This is a genomic window from Kitasatospora sp. NPDC048545 (genome assembly GCF_040651155.1).
Lineage (GTDB): Bacteria > Actinomycetota > Actinomycetes > Streptomycetales > Streptomycetaceae > Kitasatospora.
This window is the reverse complement of record NZ_JBEZIQ010000018.1, coordinates 77,952-93,900: the sequence shown is the minus strand read 5'-3', so window position 1 is coordinate 93,900 and position 15,949 is coordinate 77,952. Positions and strand designations below refer to the sequence as shown.

The following is a 15,949-nucleotide window of genomic DNA, read 5'->3' as shown; positions in this document are numbered from 1 at the left end:
GAACGGGTGCGGGGCCAGAACGGGTGCGGGGCCAGGACGGGTGCGGTGCGGGGCGGGTGTTCGGGTCGGGCCGCGCCGTGGAAGGGACGGTCACGGCTGATCCGCGCCGGCTGTTTCACCTCAACTGTGCCATGAAGGCTGTTTCATGACGGCTGTTTCATGACGGCGTGCAGCGCGGCCCGTAGGTGCTCGCGGTTCGGCTGCACGGCCCGGTCCAGGGCCGGGGCGAAGGGCAGGACGGCGCCGTCGGGCCGGGTGATCCGGCGCGGCGGGGCGACCAGGCGCAGTTCCTCCGCGGCGGTGGCCAGCACCTCCGCGCCGAAGCCGCAGCTGCGGTTGGAGTCGTCGATCACGACCAGCCGGCCGGTGCGTTCCAGCGAATCGGCGAGTGCGTCCCAGTCGAAGGGGTGGACGGTGCGGGGGTCGAACACCTCCACCGAGATGTCCGCCGCGACCTCCTCGGCCACCGCGAGCGCGTCGTGCACCAGGTGCCCGAGGGCGACCACGGTGACGTCGGTGCCCGGGCGGTGGATCCGGGCCCGGCCGAGCGGCACCGGTACCAGATCCCAGGTGACGGTCTCGCGCACCGGCAGGGCGGCGGCGGGCGCGAACACCACGACCGGGTCCGGGTCCCGGATCGCCGAGCGCAGCAGCCCGTAGGCGTCCGTCGGGGTGGCGGGCACCACGGTCTTCAGCCCGGCGTGCGCGAACAGGCTGTACGGGTGGTCGGAGTGCTGCCCGGCCCAGCCGTCCCGGGAGCCGGAGCCGGGGACCAGGCAGGTCAGCGGAACGCTCGCCTGGCCCCCGGTCATCAGCGAGAACTTGTGTGCCTGGTTGACGAGTTGCTCGAAGACCAGGAACAGCAGCGAGGGGATCTGGAACTCCAGCACCGGCCGCCGGCCGGCCAGTGCGGCGCCGACCGCCATCGCGGTGAACGCCTGCTCGGACAGCGGGGTGTCGACGATCCGGCCCGGCCCGAACCGGTCCAGAAGGCCCAGGGTGGGACCGGCCAGGCCGGCGCCGATGTCCTCGCCGAAGACGCAGACCGCCGGGTCGGCGGCGAGTTCGTCGGCCAGCGCCCGGTTGAGCGCCTTGGTGTACGAGAGCCTGGTCACGGTGTCACTCCCGCCCGGGGCCGCAGCCCGTCGGCGTACAGGTGGTCCGACGCGCCCGCCGGGTCCGGGTGTTCGGAGGCGAGTGCGAACTCCTCGGCGGCCGACAGTTGTTCGGCCACCGAACGGTCCAGCTCGGCGACCGTCGCGGGATCGAGCAGGGCGGCGGCCCGGGGGAGCGGATCGCGCCCGCGCCAGGCCTCGACCTCCTCGGGGGCGCGGTAGCGCAGCTTCATCCGGCGCTCCATCGTGTGGTGGCCCTCGTAGCGGTAGGTGCGGCACTCCAGGAAGCCGGGGCCGTCGCCGCCACGCGCCCGTTCGACGGCCCGCAGCGCGGCGGCGCGGACGGCCTCGGTGTCCATGCCGTCCACCTCCTCGGCGGGGATGCCGAAGCCGGCCGCCCGCCCGGTGGCGCTGCCCGCGACGGCGGTGGCGGCGGGCAGGGTGGTGGCGTAACCGTTGTTCTCGCAGACGAACAGCACCGGGAGGCGCCACATCGCGGCCAGGTTGAACGACTCCAGCAGCACGCCCTGGTTGAGCGCGCCGTCGCCGAAGAAGGCCACGGCCACCGGAACCCGCTCCGCCGGCCCCGGTTCCGCAGGCCCCCGGTCGGCCGCGGCCTGGCGGGCCGCCCAGGCGGCGCCGACCGCGATCGGGGCACCGGCGCCGACGATGCCGTTGGCGCCGAGGATGCCCAGCGAGACGTCGGCGGCGTGCATGGAGCCGCCCCGGCCGCCGTTCGATCCGCCGACGCGGCCCAGGAGTTCGGCGAGCAGCCGGTGCGGCGCGGTGCCCCGGGCGAGCACGTGGCCGTGGCCGCGGTGGGTGCTGGTGAGCCGGTCGGCCGGGCCCAGCGCGGAGCAGACGCCGACCGCGACGGCCTCCTGCCCGATGTACGGGTGGATGCCGCCGGGGATCGCGCCGGACTTCACCAGGCCGAGCGCCAGTTCCTCGAAGCCGCGGATCAGCCGCAGCATCCGGTAACGCCCGGCGGTCGTGCCCAGGTCGGCGGGCCGGCCCGGCCCGCCCGCCGCGGTGGCCGGCCGGACCGGGCCGGCCGGCGGGGCCGTCACGGCCGTCCCCGCCAGACCGTCGGGCAGAACTCCGGGTCGGCGTAGTCCGGTCGGCCGTCCGCGGTGCGGCGCACCAGCACGTCGTGGTTGTACACCACCGGGCTGCCGTCCGCCCTGTCGTGCCGCTGGTACTCGTTGGCGCCGTCCTGGAGGTGCAGCGAGACGGCGCGGCGCGGGTAGGAGGCCAGGTTGGGGCCGCTGCCGTGATAGGTGCGGCAGTGGTGGAAGGACATGTGGCCGCGCGGGATCCGCATCGGGACCTTGGTCACCCGCGCCCCGTTGTGGGCCGCGTTGGCGGCCAGGATGCCGTCCAGCTCGGAGCCGTCGCGGTCGGCGAAGTGCCGGGTGGAGTCCTCGCCGGAGGGCAGCTCCTGCCAGCGGTGACTGCCGTCCACCATGGTGATGGTGCCGTTCTCCTCGTGGCAGTCGTGGAACGGGACGAAGGCGGTGAGCATCTCCTGCGAGGTGCAGGTCTGCCAGTAGTGCTTGTCGAAGTGCCACGGCACCCGGTTGCTGGGCTCCCCGGGCACCGGCGGCTTGTAGATCAGGGTCGCCTGGAAGATCCGGATCTCCTCGGCCCCGGCGAGCAGCGCGGCCACCGCGCCGACGAGCGGCTTGCGCAGGACCGCGCCGATCGCGTCGCTCTCGTGGTGGACGTAGTCGTTGTGCCGCTGGACCGGCCCGTCCGAGGGCTTCCAGGAGGCCAACCGGGGCGGGCGGACGGGCAGTTCGCGGTCCCGGTGGCCGGCGTAGTACAGCTCGGTGGCGGCCTGCAGGGTGTCCAGTTCCTCGTCGCTGAACAGCCGGCGGGACAGGTACCAGCCGTGCTCGCGGTAGTGGGCCACCTCGTCGGGGGTGGGCAGCAGTGCCTGCTCGGCCTCGGTGAGCCGGAACTCGGCGGTCGTCGTCATGCGTGGGCCTCCTTCGGGTGCGCGGGGGTGGTCAGACCGAGGCGGCGGAGCTGTGCCGCTTGATGGCCTCGTAGAGGGCCTTGATGTTCGCGGTGCCGAAGGTGCCGGCGCCCTGGCGCTCGATCAGCTCCAGGAAGTAGGTGCGCCGGGGGTGCGTCGAGCGGGCGAAGATCTGGAACAGCTGGCCGCCGTGGTCCTGGTCGACCAGGACGTGCAGGTCGCGCAGCGTCTCCACCGGGATGACCGTCTCGCCGAAGCGTTCGGCCAGGACGTCGAAGTAGGCGCCCGGGGTGGTCAGGAACTCCACGCCGCGCGCGCGGATGGTGCGCACGGCGGTGGTGATGTCGCGGGTGTTGAAGGCGAGGTGCTGCACGCCGGCGCCGCCGTGGGCGGCGAGGAAGTCGTCGATCTGGCCGGGCCGGCGGCCGGTGTCGGGCTCGATCAGGGTGAAGGTGACCGCGCCGGAGGGGCTCTGCACCACCTTGGAGTCCATGGCCTGCTCGCCGACCTCGATGTACTCCTCGAAGATCGTGCGGAAGCCCAGCGCGGCCTCGCAGAACCGTACGGACTCGACCAGTCGACCGGCCGGGAGGCAGATCGCGACGTGGTCGAGCTCGTCCAGCAGACGGGGCTCCGGGGTGGGTTCCCCGGTCGGCAGCGGGACGAAGCGCAGCGCGGTGTCGCCGAAGCCGGCGATCAGGGCGCCGTCCCGGTCGAGCACCCGGGCGCCGTGCCGCTCGGCGCGCTCCAGCGCGGCCCGCGGGTCGGTGCAGCCGAGGGCGAGGACGGCGACGCCGTCCCCGTGGCGGGTGACGAATTCGGCCACCGGGTGCGCGGGGTCGGCGGCGGAGGACAGGTGCAGCCGGATGGTGCCCTGGCGCAGCCCGACGGTGCGGGTGCCGTCGGGCGCGGTCGCCGGGGCGTCGGCGGTGAAGCCGTAGTCGGCGCAGAGTCCGGCCGCGGTCTTGTCGGCGTCGGCGCAGTGGAACTCGGTGTGGGCGATGGTCTGGACGGACATCGGGATCTCCCCCCGGAGGGATGGCAGGTCGTGGATCGGCGCGTTGCCGGTCGATCGGGTGCTGGGCGCTCCCGGTCGCTACCGGGAGGCCCGCGTGCTGGTCGGGCCGAGGACGAGGCTGAGGTTGTGGCCGCCGAAGGCGAAGGCGTTGCTCAGCGCGGCGCGCACCGGGGCGGGCCGGGCGGCGCCCCGGACGTGGTCCAGGTCGCAGGCCGGGTCGGGGTCGGTCAGGTTGAGCGTGGGCGGCAGCGTCCCCCTCGCCACCGCCAGGGCGGTGACCGCCGCCTCCAACGCGCCCGCGGCGCCCAGGAGATGGCCGGTCGCGCCCTTGGCGGAGCTGACCGCGGGCTGGTGCGCGCCGAAGACGGCGTGCAGGGCCGCGGTCTCGGCCACGTCACCGAGTTTGGTGCCGGTGCCGTGGGCGTTCACGTAGTCGATGTCGCCCGGGGCCAGGCCCGCGTTGGCGAGCGCGGCGCGCATCGCGTCGGCGGCGCCGCTGCCGTCCGGCCGGGGCATGGTCGGGTGGTGGGCGTCGGTGGAGGCGCCCCAGCCGATCACCTCCGCGTAGCCGGCGGCGCCCCGCGCCTCGGCGTGCTCGGCGCTCTCCAGGACGAGGACGGCGCTGCCCTCGCCGAGCACGAAGCCGTTGCGGCGGGTGTCGAAGGGCCGGCTCGCCTGCTCGGCGTCCTCCCAACCCTGCGCCAGGGCACGGGCGTTGGTGAAGGCGGCGGCGATGGTCGGGTGCAGTGAGGACTCGGTGCCGCCGCACACCACCACGTCCGCGTCACCGGCGCGGATCAGCCGCAGCCCCTCGGCGATCGCCTGGGCGCCGGCCGCGCAGGCCGTCACCACGGCGGAGCTGTAGCCCCGGATGCCGTGCTTGATGGCGACCCTGGCGGCGGCCATGTTGGAGAGCATGCCCGGCAGCAGGTACGGGCTCACGCCCGGGCGGCCGCGCTCCAGCCGACGGTGCGACTGCTGCTCGAAGGTCTCCAGCCCGCCGCCGCCCGTCGCCAGGACCACGGCGGTGCGGTGCGGGTCCGCGTCCCGGCCGACCACCAGCGCGGCGTCGGCGAGCGCGTCGTCGGCGGCGGCCAGGCCGAGCAGCACGAAGCGGTCCACGCAGCGGGTCTCGGTGGGCGGCAGCACCTCCCGGCCGTCCACGGCGGGGGCGATCCCGGCGGCGGGCAGCCAGCCGTACGCGGCGTGGCCCTCGGGGACGGCGCGGACGCCGGAGCGCCCGGCAACCAGGGCCTCGAACACCTCGGCGGGCTTGCGGCCGAGCGGGGAGACCAGGCCGATGCCGGTGACGACGGCTCCGCGGCGCGCGGCGGTGCGCCCGCCCTGCCGGCTCGGCCCGCTCGGCCCGCTCGGTCCGCTCGGTCCGTGACCAGGCTCGCCCGGTCCGTCGACGCGTTCGCTCCGGCCGTCGCCTCGTTCGGCGGCTCGTTCGGCGCCTCGTTCGCTCCGGCCGTTCACGCGCCCACCGCCGCGAGGTGGCGCTCGCGCAGCAGGACCTTGCGGACCTTGCCGGTCGGGCCGAGCGGGATGTCGTCGGGGGAGACCACCAGCACCCGGCGGACGGTCGCGGCGGCGGCCTCGTCCAGCGCGGCCACGACCGCCCCGGTCCGGTCCGCGGCCCGGTCGGCGTCCTCGGCGAGGAGCAGCAGGACGTCGGTGACCACGCGCCCGCAGTCCCGCACCGCCACCACCGTGCAGTCCAGCACGTCCGGGCAGGCGGCCAGCACCCGCTCCTCCGACATCGCGGTGAACAGCCTTCCGCCGTCGGCGAGTTCGACCGAGTCGACGGCCCGGTCGACGTGGTAGTAGTAGCCCTCCTCGTCCCGGTACATCAGGTCCCCGGTGAGGAAGCGGCCGCGGATCCGGGTCCGGAAGGTGGTGGCCGAGTCGTTCCAGTAGCCGAGCGCCAGGGTCGGTGAGGCGGTGGCGAGTTCGCCGACCTCGCCGGGCCCGAGCGGCTCGCCGTCCGGACCGACGACCGCGCAGTCCACGAAGGTGTGCGGGCGTCCGACGCAGCGGCCGTAACGCTCGGTGCCGGGGCCGTGGGTGATGAAGAAGTGCGAGTGGCCCATCTCGGTGGAGCCGAGGCCGTCCACGAACTGCGAGCCGGGCGTGCGGGCGCGGCCCGCGCGGGTGACGGTCTCCCGGCTGCCGGTGGCGATCAGCCGGCGGATGTGCACCTCGTGGGCGCAGTCGCCGGTGTTCCACCAGAGTGCGACGGAGGTGAGGTCCCGGGTGGTGAGGTCGTGGCGGGCCAGGTCGGCCCAGGTGGCGGCGAAGCCGACCACCCCGGTGGGCCGCCACTGCTCGATCGCCCGGAGCACGCCGTCGCCGGACTGCCGGGACAGGAAGGCGAGTCGGGTGTGCGAGCTGAGCGCGAGGTTGAGCGCGATCAGGGTCGCGGCGTGCGGGGCGGGCAGGGCGCTGAGCATCCGGTCCTGGCCCTGCGGGCGGGGCAGCCGCAGCCGGTGGCGGATCGCCGCGTACAGGCTCGCGTGGGAGTGGACGACGGCCTTGGGCATGCCGGTGGTGCCGGAGGAGTGGGTGATCGCCACCGGGTCGCCGGACCAGTGCCGGTACGGCGCCAGCGCGTCCTCCGGGTCGCCCGCGCCGAGGGTGCCGATCTCGGGCAGCAGGGGCGCGCCGGGGTCGTGGCCGGCCAGCGCGGCCAGGTGGGCCGGGTCGGCGAGGACGCCGGCCGCGCCGAGGCGGGTGATGTAGCGGGCGGCGCGTTCGCCGTCCAGGTTGGGGTTGAGCAGGGCGGGGATGGCGCCGAGCCGGGCCAGCGCGAGGAAGGCGAGCACGTGGTCGGCGGCGGCGTCGGCGTAGACCACGACCGGGTCGCGCCGGGTGATGCCGAGGGAGTGCAGGGCGGCGGCGCGGGCCCGGACCGCACGGTCCAGTTCGCGCAGGGTGAGCGGCTGCCAGGCGGGGCGGTCGTCCACCGGGGTGTCGAAGGTGAGCAGCGGCTCGTCGACGTCCAGCCCGAGCGCGATCCGGGCGGTCAGGACGTTGCCGGCGCCGACGTCGGGGTCGTCCGCGAGCAGGGTGCGGAGACTGCGGATGGTCACGGGGGTGGATCCCTCCATCGGGGCCGGTGGACGGCCCGGGCGGCTGATCGGCTGATCGGGTGGCAGGGTTCGGTCGGCCGTGTGGGCGGCGGGTGACCGGGCGGTGTCGGGGTGAGGCATGTCGGGGTGAGGCGTGTCGGCGGGGCGGCTGGTGTGCCGGGTGCGGCTGCGTCAGGCGCCGGGCCTCGCTGCCGGGTACGGCCGGAGGCTCTCGGCGGGTTCGGGTCGGTGGTGTCGGCCTCGTTCGCTTCGGGGGCTCAGGCGGCGGGGACGGTGAGCAGCACCGCGGCGGCGTGGTCCCCGTCGGGTGTCTGCTCGGCGGCGATGACCAGCACCCGGTCGGCGTCGCCGTCGGCGAGCAGCAGCGCGGCGAGTTCGTACGCCTCCGCCGGGACGCGGCCGGGTTCGGCCCCGGCCGGGCAGATCGCCACGACCGGGCCGGTCAGACCCCAGCGGGCGGCGATGTGCCCGAGGACGGCGTTCGGGTTGGACTGGAAGAACAGCAGCGGGCCGGTCCGTCGTCCGGGTTCGGAGCTCTGCTCGATGGCCCGTGCGGTGGCGGGGTCGCCGCTCGCGCTGGCCAGCAGCAGGGCGGTCCGCCCGGGGGCGGGGGGCGCGCCGTGGTGCTCGCGCAGGCAGCGGTCGGCGGTGTCGGCGACCAGTGGGTTGAAGCCGGAGGCGGAGAAGCCGGGCAGCGGTGGCGGCGGCCCGTCCAGGCCGGGTGCGGGGCGGCGGGCCTCGGCGAGGACCCGCAGGCGGTGGGTGTCGTCGGCAGGGGTGGTCATGGTGGTGTCGGTGTCATCCAGGGGCCAGCAGCAGCGCGGTGTTGGCGCCGCCGAAGGCGGAGTTGAGGCTGAGTGCGTAGGCGGGGCGGGCGGCTCGCGGGCCGTCCAGGACGAGGTCCAGGCCGACGTCCGGGTCCGGACCCAGCCAACCGGCGTTGACCGGGAGCAGTCCGCTGTCCAACGCGCCGATGGTGACGGCCAGTTCGAGCAGGGCGGAGGCCTCCAGGGCGTGCCCGTGCACGGACTTGCTGGAGCTGACCGGCAGGTGGTCGGTGTGCGGGCCGAACACCCGCCGCAGGGCGCGGGCCTCGGCCTGGTCGGACAGGCCGGAGCCGGTGCCGTTGGCGTTGACGTAGCCGACCTCGGCCGGTGCGACGCCCGCGCGGGCGAGCGCGGCCTCGACCGCGCGCGCCACTCCGGTGCCGTCCGGTTCGGGGCGGCAGACGTGGTGGGCGTCCCCGGTGCGGCCCCAGCCGGCCAGCCGGGCGAGTGCGGGTGCACCGCGCCGCTCGGCCGCCGGTGCGGCCTCGACCACGACGGCGGCGGCCGCGTCCGCGAGCAGGGTGCCGGTCCGTCCGGCGCTGAACGGGCGCAGCTCGCCGTCGCGGGCCAGTGCGCGGCCGGCGTCGAAGACGGCGAACACGCCCGGTCCGACCAGGTGGACGGCCGCGACCAGGACCCGCTCGTGCCGGCCGGTGGCTACCAGTGCGGCGGCGTCGGCGACGGCGGTCGCGGCGGCCACGCAGGCACCGGTGTAGACCCGGGTGACGCCTGCGGCTCCCCAGTCCGCGCGGACCCCGGCGGCCACGGCGTCGGCGGTCGCGCGGGTCCGCTCGTCACTGTGCAGCGCGAGCAGGACGGGCAGCGCGGCGCCCTCGGTGGCGGTCAGCCCGGCCTGCCGACAGGCCTGGCCGATGGCGTCGAGCACCGCCGCGGCCGACGGGACGGCGCCGGCCGCGGGCGTGGCCTCCGGGACCGGGGCGTCGGGGCCCGGAGTGTCCTGGATCGGGGCGTCCTGGAGCGGAGTGTCCTGGACCGGGGCGTCGGACCGGACGGGGTCGGGTAGCACCGGATCGGAGCGCAGCGGATCGGTCGGCAGGTCGGTGACCGGCAGGTCGGCGGGCAGCAGGGCGGCCCGGGTGGTGCGGCGGGCGCTGACGTCGAAGCGGGTGACCGCGCCGAACGCCGCCCTGCCGTGCGTGGCGGCCGTCGTCAGTGCGGCGAGCCCGCGGCCGGCGGCGCTGAGCACGCCGACGCCGGTCACGACCGGCCGGGTCCGCCCCGGCGGCCCGGGCGGTCCGGCGCCCGTGGCGTGGCCGCTCACGGCTGCGCGCCCGCGCGCTCGGCCGGGCCGGCCCGATCGGCCAGGACGGCGTCGCGCAGCAGTGCGGTGGCGTCGTCGACCGTCCGCACCGCGCCGAACTGCTCGTCGTCCAGGTCCAGCTGCAGGCCGTAACGCTGTTCGAACTCGGCGACGAGCCAGGTGAGTTCGAGTGAGCCGAGCTCCTCGGGCACGGTGTCGGCGGCGCGCTGCCCGAACGCCGCCAGCATCGTGAGCACCTCGGCCCGGTCCGGGAGGCCGTCGGGACGCGAGGTGCCGGTCATGCCGCGCTGCCGGAGGTGGCGGCGAGCGCGTCGATCCGCCGGGCGACGTCGGCGGTGAACTCGTCCAGCGTCATCAGCGCGGTGGTCTCCATCTCGTCCAGGTCGAACTTGATCCCGAACTCGTCCTCGACCTGCACCGACAGGTCGGCCAGGGCGAGCGATTCGAGGTCCAGCCCGGCCGGGCCGAGGTCGGTGTCCCCGGTGACCTCGGAGACGTCGTACTGCATCTCGGTGAGGGCGGCGAGGACGAAGGCGCGGATGCGGTCCTGCATGGTGGTGGGCTCCTTGTCGGGGTGGTGGTGCCTGCGGGGTCGGGCCGCGGTGCGTGCGGGGTCGGACGGTCGGGCGCGTGCTCAGCGCACGTTCGCGGCGGACGTCGCCGCGGAGGTCGTGGCGGTGTCGCGCAGGGCGGCCGGGTCGCGCAGCAGCTTTCCGGTGGCGGTGCGGGGGAGCACGGGGAGCAGGGCGAGCCGGCGCGGCCGCTTGTAGGCGGCGAGGCGGCGGGCCAGCCCGGCCTGGAGCAGGGAGAGGTCGGCGTCGGCCTCGGTGGCCAGGTAGGCCTCGATGGCGCCGCCGTCGAAGACGACCACGGCCTCGCGGACCTCGGGCAGTGCGGTGAGGGTCTGTTCGACCTCGGTGAGGTCGACCTTCAGACCGCCGATCGACACCTGGGAGTCCAGCCGGCCGAGCACGGTGACCAGGCCGCCGGCCTCGTCCAGCCAGGCCGCGTCCCGGGTGTGCAGCCAGCCGTCCGACCAGCGCGTCGGGTCGTCCGGCCCGGGGTACGGGGAGGCCGTAGCGCCGAGCTGCAACTCGCCCTTCACCAGGCGCATCCGCATCCCGTGGACGGGGCGTTTGGCCGGGTGGAGGGTGCCGTCGAGGTCGGTGGCGATGACCCCGGTCTCGGTCATGCCGTACATGGTGCCGAGCGGGACGCCGTAGCGCCCGGTGAACAGCGCGGGCAGGCCAGGGCGGACCAGTTCGCCCGCGACGATCATCCGTCGCAGTCGGGGCAGCGGCGGGGGAGCGACCGCCCCCGCCAGCAGCTCGGCGTGGAAGGGCACCCCGATGACCGTGGTCGGCCGGTCGGAGCCGGCCACCGCGGCGAGGATGCCCGCGGCCGTCATCCGCTCCGGCACGGTGAGCGCGGCACGGGCGTACAGGCCGTTGAGCAGCCCGCCGACCAGGCCGAGCACATGCACCACCGACGACAGCAGGACGACTCGTTCGCCCTCGCCGGGAAACTCCACCAGCCTGCGGTAGCAGTCGAGTTCGCGGAGCAGGTCGCCGGCGGTGCGGGCGATGACCTTGGCCGGTCCGGTCGATCCGGAGCTGAGCTGGATCAACGCGTGCCCGGTGCGGGCCAGTCGTCCGTCCGGCAGCGGGACGGCCACCGGCTCCACCTCGGAGAAGCCGCGCAGCGCCGCCGCGGGCCGGTGGGCGGAGCCTACCAGCACCTGCGGGGCCAGCCGCGCGACCGCCGCGTCGATCTCGTGGTCGGTCAACCGGTGGTCGAGCAGGGCGACTTGGGCGCCCAGCCGCCAGCATGCCAGCAGCACCGCGACGAACGCCACCGAGGGTGGCAGCCGCAGCGCGGCCGTGCCGCCGGGGCCCAGCCCGGCGGCCGCCAGGCGGACGGAGTGCTCGTCGACCAGGGCGCGCAGGGCGTCCCGGTCGAGCGGCGCGCCGAGGTGCAGGCACTCCTCGCCGCCGGCGCCGGCCAGCAGCAGCCGGTCGACCCAGTCGTCCGGGGCGTCGGAGTGCGGCGGAGCGGAGGGCGGACGTGAAGAAGGGGAAAAGCCGGTCAACGCGGCTCCATACGAGCGAGGGGATTTGACATGAACGCCGTTCGCAACCAAAACGGTCAATTCCGTTGCCAGACCATGGCACAGACGTTTGGTCAAATCAAGGTCTATACCAATGTGCTCGTTGCTCCTACGCTGCCGAACCGGGACTGGTCCGCGCGTGGCCGTCCTGGAACGAGGAATGCCCGTGGGAGCACTCACGCTGACCGGGATCGAGCGCGCGGCGCGCGCACAACTTTCCCCGGAAATCTGGGATTTCATCGAAGGCGGCAGCGGTGCGGAACGCACCCTGGCAGCCAACCGGCAGATGTTCGGACACTATGCACTGCGCCCGCGCACCCTGGTCGACGTCTCCGCCTGCGACCCGGCGCTGACCCTGCTCGGCGCACCGCTCGGCCTCCCGCTCGGCATCGCCCCGATGGCCTACCACCGGCTGGTCGACCCGCAGGGCGAGACCGCCACCGCGCGCGCCGCCGGCCGGGCCGGCGCCCTGTTCGTCGCCGCGATGTTCGCCAGCCGCACCCTGGAGGAGATCGCCGGGGCCGCCACCGGCCCGCTCTGGCTCCAGCTGTACTGGCTGCGTGAACGAGCCGCCCTCGCCGCCCTGGTGGAACGCGCCGAGGCGGCCGGGTTCCACGCGTTGGTGCTGACCGTGGACGCCCCCAGGATCGGCCGCCGGCTGCGCGACCTGCGCAACGGCTTCGCCATCCCGCCCGCCGTCCGCGCGGTCAACCTGGACCCGGGCCTGATGTCCGCCAGCCACCGTGCGCCGGGCGGCAGTTCGGGCATCGCCGAGCACGCCCGCGAGCAGTTCGACCCCACCCTGAGCTGGGCGGACCTCGCCTGGCTGCGCGAGCGCACCCGGCTGCCCCTGGTCCTCAAGGGCATCCTCACCGCCGAGGACGCCAGGCTGGCCGTCGAGCACGGCGCCGACGCCGTCCTGGTCTCCAACCACGGCGGACGTCAACTCGACGGAGCCGTCCCGGCCCTGGCCGCCCTGCCCGAGGTGGTCGAGGCCGTCCCCGCCGAACTGCCGGTGCTGCTCGACGGCGGCGTGCGCACCGGCGCGGACATCGCCGTGGCCCTCGCCCTCGGCGCCCGCGCCGTGCTGGTCGGTCGTCCGGCGTTCTGGGGCCTCGCCACCGACGGCGAGACCGGCGTACACCGGGTGCTCGCCCTGCTGCGCGAGGAACTGGAGCACACCATGGCCCTGTTGGGCCGCCCCCGGCTCGCCGACCTGGACCGCACGGCCCTCGCTCCCTGGCCGTGCGCGGTCGGCTGAACCGTACGGCGGCCGCACCCCGTAGTTCCGAGAGAGAGACCCGACATGACCGAACAGACCGAACGATTCCCCGGCTGGGACTGGGACGATCAGGACGGCCTGGCCGCCCGCCTGGACGACTTCAGCGCGCAGGTCGCCACCTGCGACACGCTCGAAGCTCACCCCGGCGGGCTGCCGCGCGACCACGCGGGCTTCCGCGAACTCGGCCTCACCGGAATCGAGTTCGCCGCCTTCCGGACCGCCCACCCGGAGGGCCTGGGCACCGACCTCACCGCCCTGCGCGGCACCGGCACCGTCAGCGGGACCGGCAGCCGCACCGAGCCCGGCACCCTCTACCGGGTCGACGGCGACCGCTGGTTCACCCAGCTCGACATCGCCGAGCCGCTGCCCTTCGCCGACGCCAGCGTCGACTGGGTGTACGCCGAGCACCTCATCGAGCACGTCACCATGCCGGTCGCCGTCGGCTGGCTGCGCGAGGCCCGCCGGGTGCTGCGCCCCGGCGGCGTCCTGCGTCTGACCACCCCCGACCTCGCCCGCTACCTGGCCGGCTACGTCACCGGCGACGGCTTCCTCACCAAGCACCGGCGCCGCCTGACCACCCTGGGCTTCGGCCCGCCGATGCCGGCCCGCCCGGCCTTCCTGGTCAACCAGATCTTCCGTTACTACGGTCACCAGTGGATCTACGACCTGGACGAGCTGCGGCACGTCCTCACCCTCGCCGGCTTCGCCCCCGAGCAGATCCGCCACTGCGCCTACCGCGAGGGCGTCCGGTCGGACGTCGCCGACCTCGACACGGCCTTCCGCACCGACGAGACCGTCTACGTCGAGGCCGACCGCTGACCGACCCGGCCGGCTGCTGACCGCCGACGGCCATGACGACCCCCGGGCCGCGCGCCGAGCACGCCGGACAACACCGGCCACCGCGGCCGCCCGGCAACACCGGCCACCGCGGCCGCCCGGCAACACCGGCCGACCGCCGACCCTCTGTCGCCCGCCGAACCCCGCCGCTCCAGAACGGGACCACCCATGCCCCTGCACCCCCAGGCCGAGGCCCTGCGCGCCCGCCGCGCGCGCAGCGGCGCCCCGCCGCTCTACACCCTCACCCTGGCCGAGGCCCGCGCCGCCGACCTCGCCGACATCCGCGCCGCGGCCGGTACCCCCGAGCGCGTCGCCGCCGTCGAGGATCACCGCGTCGAGGGCCCCGGCGGCGAACTTGCCCTGCGGCTCTACCGGCCCGAACCGCCCGGCCGCCGACTGCCCGCCCTGCTCTACCTGTTCGGCGGCGGCTGGACCCTCGGCTCACCCGACACCAGCGACGCGATCTGCCGCCGGCTCACCAACGCCGTCGGCTGCGTCATCGCCTCGGTCGGCTACCGGCTGGCCCCCGAACACCCCTTCCCCGCGGCCCTGCACGACTGCCGGGCCGTCCTCGTCCGGCTCGTCGAACGCGCCGAGGAGTTCGGCATCGACCCGGACCGGCTGGCGGTCGGCGGCGACAGTGCCGGCGGCAACCTCACCGCCGCCCTGACCCTCCTGCTGCGCGCCGAGGGCGGCCCCACCCTGCGCCACCAGCTGCTCGTCTACCCCAACACCGACCACGGCGCCGACACCCCCTCGCTGCGCGAACACGACGACCCGCTGCTCTTCAACCGCCGCTCGGTCGCCTGGTACTGGGGCCACTACCTGGCCGACCCGGCCGACGGTGCCGGCCCGTACGCCTCCCCGCTGCGCGCCGCGACGCTGGCCGGCCTGCCGCCCGCGACCGTGCTCACCGCCGAGTACGACCCGTTGCGGGACGAGGGGGAGCAGTACGCCGAGGCGCTGCGCGCGGCCGGGGTCCCGGTGGAGCTGCGCCGCTACCCGGGCGTGCCGCACGGCTTCTTCGCCATGACCGGCACCCTGGACGCCGCCGCCGAGGCCCAGGCGTACGCCGCCGGGCGGCTGCGGGAGGCCCTGCGGTGAAGCTCCCGCTGGAAGACCTGCACGCCTCCCTGGCCGACCCGCTGCTGGACGCGATGACCTTCCTCAACGAGGTCACCACCCGCTACCCCGACGCCGTCTCGTTCGCCCCCGGCCGCCCCTACGAGGGCTTCTTCGAGCCCGAGGACGTCCCCGCGCACCTGGACCGCTTCCTCGCCCACCTCGCCGACCGCGGCCTCGACCGGGACGCCGTGCGCACCGCGTTGTTCCAGTACGGCCCCACCAAGGGCATCATCGCCGACCTGGTCGCGCGCACCCTCGCCAACGACGAGGGCCTGGCCGTCGCTCCCGAGTCGCTGGTGCTCACCGTCGGCGCCCAGGAGGGCATGCTGCTCACCCTGCGCGCGCTCTGCGCGGGCCCCGACGATGTCCTGCTGGTCAGCTCGCCCTGCTACGTCGGGGTCACCGGCGCCGCCCGGCTGCTCGACCTGACCACCCGGCCGGTCCCCGAGGCGCCGGAGGGCGGACCCGACCCGGAGGCCGTGGCCGCCGCGGCCCGGGCCGTCCGCGCCGAGGGCCGGCGCCCCCGCGCCCTGTACGTCGTCCCCGACTTCGCGAACCCGTCCGGCACCAGCATGCCGGTCGAGGCCCGTACCCGGCTGCTGGCGGCGGCCGCCGAGGAGGACGTCCTGGTCATCGAGGACAACCCGTACGGCTTCTTCGCCCGCACGCCGGGCCTGCGGCCCACCCTCAAGGCGCTGGACGGTCACGGCCGGGTCGTCTACCTCGGCTCCTTCGCCAAGACCTGCTTCCCCGGCGCCCGGCTCGGCTACGTCGTCGCCGATCAGGAGGTCACCGGGCCCGACGGGCGCTGCAGCCTGCTCGCCGACGAGCTGGCCAAGCTGAAGAGCATGACGACGGTCAACACGCCCGCGCTGAGCCAGGCCGTCATCGGCGGCATGCTGCTGGCGCACGACTGCCGCCTGCGCGCCGCCAACGCCCGGGCCACGGCCCACTACGCGGCCGGCATGGACACCCTGCTGCGGGAGCTGGACCGGCACTTCCCGGCCTCCGAGCGGCGCCGGCTGGGCGTCTCCTGGAACCGGCCGGACGGCGGCTTCTTCGCCGTCCTCACGGTGCCCTTCACGGCCGACGACGCGGCGATGGAGCGGTGCGCCCGCGACCACGGGGTGCTGTGGACGCCGATGGCGCCGTTCTACCCGGCGGGCGGCGGAGCGCACCGGCTGCGGCTGTCCGTCAGCTCGCTGACGCAGGCGCGGATCATCGACGGGGTGGCGAAGCTGGCGGCCTTCATCACCTCCTGAGGGCGCGTCCGAGCACGGCGG

The 15,949-nt window shown here is 75.4% G+C and carries 15 protein-coding genes; 4 read left to right on the top strand and 11 right to left on the bottom strand.

What is annotated here, in order from left to right:
• Window positions 1-143 precede the first annotated feature (143 nt).
• From AB0D10_RS19000 to AB0D10_RS18950, 11 genes are all read right to left on the bottom strand, one after another.
• Window positions 144-1,115: a transketolase C-terminal domain-containing protein gene (locus tag AB0D10_RS19000; protein ID WP_360257505.1), complete on the bottom strand. Its 972-nt coding sequence runs from the start codon at window positions 1,113-1,115 to the stop codon at window positions 144-146.
• Window positions 1,112-2,185 carry a thiamine pyrophosphate-dependent dehydrogenase E1 component subunit alpha gene (locus tag AB0D10_RS18995; protein WP_360257502.1) on the bottom strand — a complete coding sequence of 358 codons (1,074 nt, stop codon included), beginning with the start codon at window positions 2,183-2,185 and terminating at the stop codon, window positions 1,112-1,114. Before AB0D10_RS18995 ends, AB0D10_RS19000 begins: the two co-directional genes overlap by 4 nt.
• Entirely contained in the window at window positions 2,182-3,096 is a 915-nt protein-coding gene (locus tag AB0D10_RS18990; protein ID WP_360257500.1) for a phytanoyl-CoA dioxygenase family protein, read from the bottom strand. The genes AB0D10_RS18995 and AB0D10_RS18990 overlap by 4 nt, the downstream gene beginning before the upstream one ends.
• Before the next feature lie 31 nt (window positions 3,097-3,127).
• Window positions 3,128-4,114 carry a 4-hydroxyphenylpyruvate dioxygenase gene (hppD, locus tag AB0D10_RS18985; RefSeq protein WP_360257497.1) on the bottom strand — a complete coding sequence of 329 codons (987 nt, stop codon included), beginning with the start codon at window positions 4,112-4,114 and terminating at the stop codon, window positions 3,128-3,130.
• A gap of 78 nt (window positions 4,115-4,192) precedes the next feature.
• Window positions 4,193-5,593 carry a beta-ketoacyl-[acyl-carrier-protein] synthase family protein gene (locus AB0D10_RS18980; protein ID WP_360257495.1) on the bottom strand — a complete coding sequence of 467 codons (1,401 nt, stop codon included), beginning with the start codon at window positions 5,591-5,593 and terminating at the stop codon, window positions 4,193-4,195.
• Window positions 5,590-7,206: a class I adenylate-forming enzyme family protein gene (locus tag AB0D10_RS18975; protein ID WP_360257492.1), complete on the bottom strand. Its 1,617-nt coding sequence runs from the start codon at window positions 7,204-7,206 to the stop codon at window positions 5,590-5,592. The genes AB0D10_RS18980 and AB0D10_RS18975 overlap by 4 nt, the downstream gene beginning before the upstream one ends.
• A 257-nt stretch (window positions 7,207-7,463) precedes the next feature.
• Window positions 7,464-7,991: a hypothetical protein gene (locus AB0D10_RS18970; protein ID WP_360257489.1), complete on the bottom strand. Its 528-nt coding sequence runs from the start codon at window positions 7,989-7,991 to the stop codon at window positions 7,464-7,466.
• A 13-nt stretch (window positions 7,992-8,004) separates the two neighbouring features.
• Entirely contained in the window at window positions 8,005-9,255 is a 1,251-nt protein-coding gene (locus AB0D10_RS18965) for a beta-ketoacyl synthase N-terminal-like domain-containing protein (RefSeq protein ID WP_360257486.1), read from the bottom strand.
• 56 nt (window positions 9,256-9,311) lie between these two features.
• Entirely contained in the window at window positions 9,312-9,596 is a 285-nt protein-coding gene (locus tag AB0D10_RS18960) for an acyl carrier protein (protein ID WP_360257484.1), read from the bottom strand.
• Window positions 9,593-9,868 carry a phosphopantetheine-binding protein gene (locus AB0D10_RS18955; RefSeq protein ID WP_360257482.1) on the bottom strand — a complete coding sequence of 92 codons (276 nt, stop codon included), beginning with the start codon at window positions 9,866-9,868 and terminating at the stop codon, window positions 9,593-9,595. Before AB0D10_RS18955 ends, AB0D10_RS18960 begins: the two co-directional genes overlap by 4 nt.
• An 81-nt stretch (window positions 9,869-9,949) precedes the next feature.
• Entirely contained in the window at window positions 9,950-11,404 is a 1,455-nt protein-coding gene (locus tag AB0D10_RS18950; RefSeq protein ID WP_360257480.1) for an AMP-binding protein, read from the bottom strand.
• A gap of 178 nt (window positions 11,405-11,582) precedes the next feature.
• On the opposite strand from AB0D10_RS18950, the gene AB0D10_RS18945 reads away from it, so the two are divergent.
• The 4 genes from AB0D10_RS18945 to AB0D10_RS18930 all read left to right on the top strand — a co-directional run bounded on the left by AB0D10_RS18945 (window position 11,583) and on the right by AB0D10_RS18930 (window position 15,928).
• The gene (locus AB0D10_RS18945; RefSeq protein WP_360257478.1) at window positions 11,583-12,683 is read left to right on the top strand and encodes an alpha-hydroxy acid oxidase; all 1,101 of its coding nucleotides are present in this window, start codon (window positions 11,583-11,585) and stop codon (window positions 12,681-12,683) included.
• Window positions 12,684-12,728: 45 nt separating this feature from the next.
• Window positions 12,729-13,523 (top strand): methyltransferase domain-containing protein, encoded by a 795-nt coding sequence (locus AB0D10_RS18940; RefSeq protein ID WP_360257476.1) that lies wholly within the window; start codon window positions 12,729-12,731, stop codon window positions 13,521-13,523.
• Window positions 13,524-13,709: 186 nt separating this feature from the next.
• Complete coding sequence (locus tag AB0D10_RS18935) at window positions 13,710-14,645, top strand: alpha/beta hydrolase (protein WP_360257474.1); 936 nt, start codon at window positions 13,710-13,712, stop codon at window positions 14,643-14,645.
• Window positions 14,642-15,928: a PLP-dependent aminotransferase family protein gene (locus AB0D10_RS18930; RefSeq protein ID WP_360257472.1), complete on the top strand. Its 1,287-nt coding sequence runs from the start codon at window positions 14,642-14,644 to the stop codon at window positions 15,926-15,928. Before AB0D10_RS18935 ends, AB0D10_RS18930 begins: the two co-directional genes overlap by 4 nt.
• Window positions 15,929-15,949: the final 21 nt, after the last annotated feature.